This window comes from Mesorhizobium sp. M1A.T.Ca.IN.004.03.1.1 (assembly GCF_003997555.1).
Lineage (GTDB): Bacteria > Pseudomonadota > Alphaproteobacteria > Rhizobiales > Rhizobiaceae > Mesorhizobium.
The window spans coordinates 1-234 of sequence record NZ_RZTV01001136.1; the positions used below are offsets into that span (position 1 = coordinate 1).

Below are 234 nucleotides of genomic sequence, written 5' to 3' on the forward strand. Positions count from 1 at the left end.
GTCCGTTCAGGCCAGGATTCAGCTCCCGGCTGGTCTCGCTGAACGGGTCGGGGCCGCTTGGAGGGTCGTTGACCTCGCCCGAGAAGGCTACAAGCGTCCCGAACTGGTAGCTCTTCTCCCTGATGTACTTGTTGATGGCGATCTGCCAGCGCACCGCCTCGACGCGGCTGCCCACCACCACCATCGCCTTGGCCTTGCCGTCGAGCAACGGCTGCACCAGCGAGCGGTAATGCT

The 234-nt window shown here is 64.5% G+C and carries 1 protein-coding gene; it reads right to left on the reverse strand.

The genetic code is table 11. From position 1 onward, the window contains the following. A partial coding sequence (locus EOD29_RS35220; RefSeq protein WP_164764115.1) for a hypothetical protein occupies positions 1-234 on the reverse strand: 234 nt, incomplete at both ends.